This is a genomic window from Mesorhizobium sp. M7A.F.Ca.CA.001.08.2.1 (assembly GCF_003998455.1).
GTDB lineage: Bacteria > Pseudomonadota > Alphaproteobacteria > Rhizobiales > Rhizobiaceae > Mesorhizobium > Mesorhizobium ciceri.
In genome coordinates, this window is the sequence record NZ_RZPW01000350.1 from 1 (window position 1) to 6,218 (window position 6,218).

Consider the following 6,218-nt stretch of genomic DNA (forward strand, 5'->3'; position numbering starts at 1 on the left):
AAGCAAATGTGTGCGCACGCTAGCCCACAGGGGAGAAGGCAAGAGGGAACTACTTCCCCGCCGTGCTCGTTTCCAGCGTCTTGGGTGTGGTCAGGCGGCCGTGGCCGGAGATGGCGTTGCCGGCATCGGGCGCCAGCCGCATGAACGACAGCGACGCGGCGGCCGAAATCGCCGCGACGACGAAAAACGCGGTGTGGAAATCCGCCAGCGTCAGTGACCGGTCGTGCAGGCTTGTGGACACTTCCAGGATTCCGCCGGCCAGCGCCACGCCGAGCGCGACCGACAACTGCTGGAACACCGCCGTGATCGGTGTCGCCTTGCTGGTGTCTTCAGCCGAAACCTCGGCATAGGCGAGCGCATTGACGCCGGTGAAGAACATCGAGCGGATGAAGCCGCCGACGAGCAGCATGGCCAGCATCAAGAGATAGGGTGTGTCGGGTGTGAACAGGCCGTTGATGGCGATCGAGGCGGCGGCGACCAGAGAACCGACAACCAGGACGCGGCGGAAGCCGGCGACGCGGAAGATCAGCGCGGTGACAAACTTCATCCCGATGGCGCCGATCGCCGAGACGAAGGTGATCATGCCGGACTGGAACGGCGTCAGCCCAAAACCGATCTGGAACATCAGCGGCAGCAGGAACGGCACGGCACCAATGCCGATGCGGAACAGTCCGCCGCCAAGCACCGAGGAGCGGAACACCTGGTTGCGGAACAATTCGAGCGCCAGCAAGGGATTTTTGGCGCGCCGCGCGTGCAGCAGATAGAGCGCGCCCGACAGCAGGCCGACCGCTACGGTGATAAGGCCGGTGGCCGGCGGCAAATAGGGCAGGCTCACCACCGACAGGCCGAAAACCACGCCGGATGCCGCCAGCCCGCTTAGCACGAAGCCGAGGAAGTCGAGCGGCGGCGTCTCCATCGATTCGGTCTCCGGCAGGAAACGCGTCGCCAGCCAGATGCCGATCAGGCCGATCGGCACATTGATCAGGAAGATCCAGTGCCAGGTGAAGTAGGTGGTGATGAAGCCGCCGACCGGCGGCCCGACCAACGGTCCGACCAACGCCGGAACGGTTAGCCAGGACATCGCCGCGACGAGTTCGCTTTTTGGTGTCGCGCGCACCAGCACCAGCCGCCCGACCGGTGTCATCATGGCGCCGCCAATGCCTTGCAGGAAGCGCGAGACCACAAAAGCCGGCAGCGAACCGGAGAGCGCGCAGGCGATCGAGCCGACGATGAAGACGGCGATCGCGGCGCGAAAGATATTCTTGGCGCCGAAACGGTCGGCCATCCAGCCGCTGATCGGAATGAAGATCGCCAGCGAGACGAGATAGGCGGTCAGGGCCAGCTTGAGCGCGATCGGGCTGGTGTGGATGTCGACGGCGATCGCCGGCAGCGATGTCGCGATAACAGTCGAATCCATGTTTTCCATGAAAAGGGCGACCGCCAATATAAGCGGGATGGTGCGGTTCAAGGAACGCGTCCAGACTTGAATGTTGCGTTGCCGGTTGCATGTCGGCCCTGAGGCGGGCGGTTACCATGCCTTCGCCGGGATGTCGCATTAATTTGCTGTCACTTTTGTGCGACCGGCAACCACAGGTGGCATCCCTTCGCCGGAAAGTCACCTTTCCGGGAGCGTGAAATCATCCGCTTTTCATCGGTGCTTGGACGTGGTACCAGCCAGCGCCAATCCTGAAAGGGAAGAAACGAGTCGGCGCTGTCCATTCCGGTCCAGCGCTTTTTTGTATTCCCCCACCGTTTTTATGTTCAAGGGACTGGCCATGGCAAAAATCATCGAAACGTCCACCGGCGCATTGGCGCTGACCTTTGACGACGTGCTGCTGCAGCCGGGTCATTCCGAGGTCATGCCCGGCGAAACCGATGTCCGCACCCGCATCGCCGGCGACATCGACCTGAATGTGCCGATCCTGTCGGCGGCGATGGACACCGTCACCGAGGCGCGGCTTGCCATAGCCATGGCCCAGGCCGGCGGCATTGGCGTCATCCACCGCAATTTCTCGCCGGCCGAACAGGCCGAGCAGGTGCGGCAGGTCAAGAAATTCGAATCCGGCATGGTGGTCAATCCCGTCACCATCGGCCCCGACGCGACGCTCGCCGACGCGCTGGGCCTGATGCGCAGCTATTCGATCTCGGGCATTCCGGTGGTCGAGAACGGCGGCAGCGGCGGCCACAAGATCGGCCGGCTGATCGGCATCCTGACCAATCGCGACGTGCGCTTTGCGTCCGATCCGGCGCAGAAGGTCCATGAACTGATGACCCGTGACAACCTGATCACGGTCAAGGAGAACGTCGACCAGGACGAGGCCAAGCGCCTCCTGCACCAGCACAGGATCGAAAAGCTGGTGGTCGTCGACAGGCAGGGCAATTGCGTCGGACTGATCACCGTCAAGGACATCGAGAAGTCGCAGCTCAACCCGCACGCCACCAAGGACGCACAGGGCCGCCTGCGCGCCGCCGCCGCCACGAGCGTCGGCGATGACGGTTTCGAGCGCGCCGAACGCCTCATCGATGCCGGCGTCGACCTTCTGGTGATCGACACCGCGCATGGCCACTCGCAACGCGTGCTCGACGCCGTCACGCGGGCGAAAAAACTATCCAACTCCGTCCGCATCCTGGCTGGCAACGTCGCCACCGCCGCGGGCACGCAGGCGCTGATCGACGCCGGCGCCGACGCCGTCAAGGTCGGCATCGGCCCGGGTTCCATCTGCACCACCCGCATCGTTGCCGGCGTCGGCGTGCCGCAGCTCTCAGCCATCATGTCGGCGGTCGAGACGGCGCACAAATCCGGCGTCTCGGTGATCGCCGATGGCGGCATCAAATATTCCGGCGATCTGGCAAAGGCGCTCGCCGCAGGCGCCAGTGCCGCCATGATCGGCTCGCTGCTGGCCGGAACCGACGAAAGCCCGGGCGAGGTCTATCTGCATCAGGGCCGCTCCTTCAAGGCCTATCGCGGCATGGGCTCGGTCGGCGCCATGGCCCGCGGCTCCGCCGATCGCTACTTCCAGGCCGAGGTGCGCGACACGCTGAAACTGGTCCCGGAAGGCATCGAAGGGCAGGTTCCCTACAAAGGACCTGTGTCTGGTGTGCTGCACCAGCTTGCGGGCGGGCTGAAAGCCGCTATGGGTTATGTTGGTGGCCGCGACCTTGCCGATTTCCGCGAGCGCGCCACCTTTGTGCGCATATCCAATGCCGGACTTCGTGAAAGCCACGCCCATGACGTCACGATTACCCGCGAAAGCCCGAACTATCCCGGCGGAGCCTGACCAGTACGGGCTCGGGCGGAGCCTGACGGCAACGATCCTGCGGCTGCCGCGCCACGCAGGCGCACTCTGTTTCCTGTCGGCGGTGGTTTTCATCGCCATGACGGCTATGGAATTCCTCTACTTCCGCCAGTTGAGCGGCGGCTTGCCATCACTCGACATGCGTATTTTCGGTTTCACTCCGGACGAAGGCATGGCCTGGCTGACGGCACTCGGCCGGCGCGGCGGCGAGATCATTCTCGTCTGGCACTATCTGACCTTCGATCTGTTGTTCCCGGCGCTGCTGTCTGTGACGCTGGTCAGCCTGATCCTGGCCACCGGCCGGCGATTGAAGGCTTTCCGCGTGCAGCCGGTGCAGCTGCAGTCGATCTTCGCGCTGGTCCTGGTGCTGCCCTACACGCTTGCCGACTACGCCCAGAACATCGCGGTAGCGCGGCTTCTGTCCGATTTCCTGTCGGCGAATCCGGACTCGCTGTCTTTGGCTTCGGCGCTCACCGTCACCAAATTCGCGCTTTTCGCCATCCCGGTGATCGTCATTGCCGCCTTCTGGCTGGCAGGCCAGAAACGCCTGGCCTGATGCCGCGCGCAAAGCTCAGCCGGGTAGGGGAAACTTCGTGAACCAGACCACGATCTTCTGGCCTGTTCTGGCGCATGTGCTGCTGATCTACATCGTCTACTGCATCCTGGGTCGCCGCAGATACGGCGCAATCAGGTCAGGCGAGGCGAAGCCAGCTCAGTTCAAGGTGCGTTCGACCGAGCCGGCCTCCAGCGTCACCGTTGCCGCCAATCTCACCAACCAGTTCGAGCTGCCGGTGCTGTTCTATGTGCTGTGCCTGACGCTGCACCTGACCAACGGCGTCAACTATCTGACCCTGGCGCTGATGTGGATTTTCGTCGCATCGCGCTATTTCCACGCCTGGGTTCACCTGACCAGCAACAATCTGCTGCTGCGCAGCCGCTCGTTCTTCGTCAGTGCGGTGATTCTCCTGCTGGGATGGATCTGGTTCGCGCTGCACCTGCTCGGCATGGTTTGAGCAGGGCACCTTTTCCTTCTCCCGCAAGGGGAGAAGGAAAATCCGCGAGGGACGTCTACAGGTCGAACACCGCAATCTTGCGCTTGTCGAACTTGATGCCGATCTCGCCGCGCACCAGCTTGAGCGCGGCCTCGCCGAACACCGCGCGCCGCCAGCCCTGCAGGGCCGGTACGTCGGCTTCCTCGCCCTCGGCGGCGATGCGATCGATGTCGTCGCTGGAGGCCAGCACTTTCGAGGCGACGCCTTCCTTTTCGGCGACGATCCGCAGCAGCACCTTCAACAGCTCCGCCGCGGCGTTTGAACCCTCGGGCGGCTGGAAACTCTTCGGCAGCTTCGGCATCTGCTCCTTGGGCAAGGCAAGGGCGGTGTTGACCGCTCCAAGCAATGCCGTAGCGGTCGAGGAGCGCTCCCAGCCCTTCGGCGTCGTGCGCAGCTTGCCAAGGGCTGCCGCGTCGCGCGGCGCCTGCTGCGCCACCTCGTAGATCGCATCGTCCTTGAGTACGCGTCCGCGCGGCACGTCGCGTTCGCGCGCCTCGCGCTCGCGCCACGCCGCCACGCCTTGCACGATCGCCAACTCCTGCGGCTTGCGCAGCCGCATCTTCAGACGCTTCCAGGCGTCCTCGGGATGCGGGTCATAGGTCTCGCGCGAGGTCAGCACCTCCATTTCCTCGTTGAGCCAATGGGCGCGGTTTTCCCGCGCCAGTTCGGCGCTGAGGTGCTGATAGACCTCGATCAGATGGGTGACGTCGGCCAGCGCATAGTCGAGCTGCTTGTCGGAAAGCGGCCGGTGGCGCCAGTCGGTGAAGCGCGACGACTTGTCGAGCCGGGCGCCGGTGATGCGCTGCACGAGCTGATCGTAGGAAACGCTGTCGCCGAAGCCGCAGACCATCGCCGCCACTTGCGTGTCGAACACTGGATGCGGAACCAGATCGCCGAGATGGACGATGATTTCGATGTCCTGCCGCGCGGCGTGGAAGACTTTGACCACCGCCTCGTTGGCCATCAGCCTGAAGAACGGCTTCAGGTCGATATCGGGAGCCAGCGGATCGATCAGTGCCGTCACGCCGGGAGCGGCCATCTGGATCAGGCACAGGATCGGCCAAAACGTCGTTTCTCGAATGAATTCGGTGTCGACAGTGACGAAATCCGACTTTTCGAAAGCGGCGAGAACGGTCTCGAGTTCTTTCTGGGTGGTGATGACGTGCATCAAATCGCTTTTGGCAGGAGTAAGGTCTTCCTAGATTTCAGCCGCCGGGGCTTTCGTCAAGCTTTGGCACCGCCATCATGAGGTTCCCGGACCGTCGGAATCGCCGTTTCTCCTGGCCAGCCGCGCGAAAACCGTCGAAGTGCGCAGGAGCGCAATGAAGCGGCCGCGCCTGCCCGCCGGCACCCCGGACCGGGCCTGCATGCGGTAGAGGATGACGGCGATGAAGATCGCATAGACCACCGCGCTGAATACAAACAGGGCGCCCGGTCCGAAATATTGCATCGCCGTCGAGGCGGCGAACGGGCCGCCGATCGCGCCGAAGGAATAGAACAGCATCAGCGCCGCGTTGATCAGCACGAACTCGCCGGTGTCGGCGCGGTCGTTGGAATGCGCCGCCGACAGCGAATAGAGCGGCATGGCGAAACAGCCGAAGATGAAGATGAAGATGAAGTTGAGCGCCGGATTGCTGCCGGCGATGAACACCAGCGCCAGCGCCGAAAACATCGCGCAGCACGTCGTCATCAGCAGCACCCGGCGCCGGTCCCAGCGGTCGGAGAGGTAGCCGAGCGGATACTGGATGATGGCGCCGCCGAAGATGCCGACGCTGACGAAGGTGACGACATCGGCGACCGACATGCCGATCTGCTCGGCATAAACCGGCGACAAGGTGCGAAAGGCGCTGTTGGTGACGCCGCCGGAGGA

At 63.7% G+C, this 6,218-nt stretch carries 6 protein-coding genes; 3 read left to right on the forward strand and 3 right to left on the reverse strand.

Features of this window, described 5'->3' with window-relative positions; genetic code table 11:
- Positions 1 to 49: 49 nt before the first annotated feature.
- Entirely contained in the window at positions 50 to 1,468 is a 1,419-nt protein-coding gene (locus EN914_RS20225; protein ID WP_013532287.1) for a DHA2 family efflux MFS transporter permease subunit, read from the reverse strand.
- A 307-nt stretch (positions 1,469 to 1,775) separates the two neighbouring features.
- On the opposite strand from EN914_RS20225, the gene guaB reads away from it, so the two are divergent.
- From guaB to EN914_RS20240, 3 genes are read left to right on the forward strand one after another with little or no spacing between them, the layout of a single operon-like run.
- Positions 1,776 to 3,278, forward strand: a complete 1,503-nt coding sequence (guaB, locus tag EN914_RS20230) for an IMP dehydrogenase (RefSeq protein ID WP_013532286.1) — start codon at positions 1,776 to 1,778, stop codon at positions 3,276 to 3,278.
- On the forward strand, positions 3,229 to 3,852 hold the full coding sequence (locus tag EN914_RS20235) for a hypothetical protein (protein WP_013532285.1): 624 nt from the start codon (positions 3,229 to 3,231) through the stop codon (positions 3,850 to 3,852). The genes guaB and EN914_RS20235 overlap by 50 nt, the downstream gene beginning before the upstream one ends.
- A 37-nt stretch (positions 3,853 to 3,889) precedes the next feature.
- Entirely contained in the window at positions 3,890 to 4,309 is a 420-nt protein-coding gene (locus EN914_RS20240) for an MAPEG family protein (protein ID WP_013532284.1), read from the forward strand.
- Positions 4,310 to 4,364: 55 nt separating this feature from the next.
- Here the strand turns inward: EN914_RS20240 and rnd are convergent, their stop codons facing one another.
- Positions 4,365 to 5,516 (reverse strand): ribonuclease D, encoded by a 1,152-nt coding sequence (gene rnd / locus EN914_RS20245; protein WP_024504704.1) that lies wholly within the window; start codon positions 5,514 to 5,516, stop codon positions 4,365 to 4,367.
- Between the two features lie 75 nt (positions 5,517 to 5,591).
- Positions 5,592 to 6,218 (reverse strand): MFS transporter (locus EN914_RS20250; RefSeq protein ID WP_127389220.1); only part of this gene is annotated, 627 nt, incomplete at its 5' end.

Coding starts and splice junctions, on each gene's coding strand:
- rnd (WP_024504704.1), bottom strand. CDS start 5,516: ATGCACGTCATCACCACCCAGAAAGAACTCGAGACCGTTCTCGCCGCT.
- EN914_RS20235 (WP_013532285.1), top strand. CDS start 3,229: ATGACGTCACGATTACCCGCGAAAGCCCGAACTATCCCGGCGGAGCCT.
- guaB (WP_013532286.1), top strand. CDS start 1,776: ATGGCAAAAATCATCGAAACGTCCACCGGCGCATTGGCGCTGACCTTT.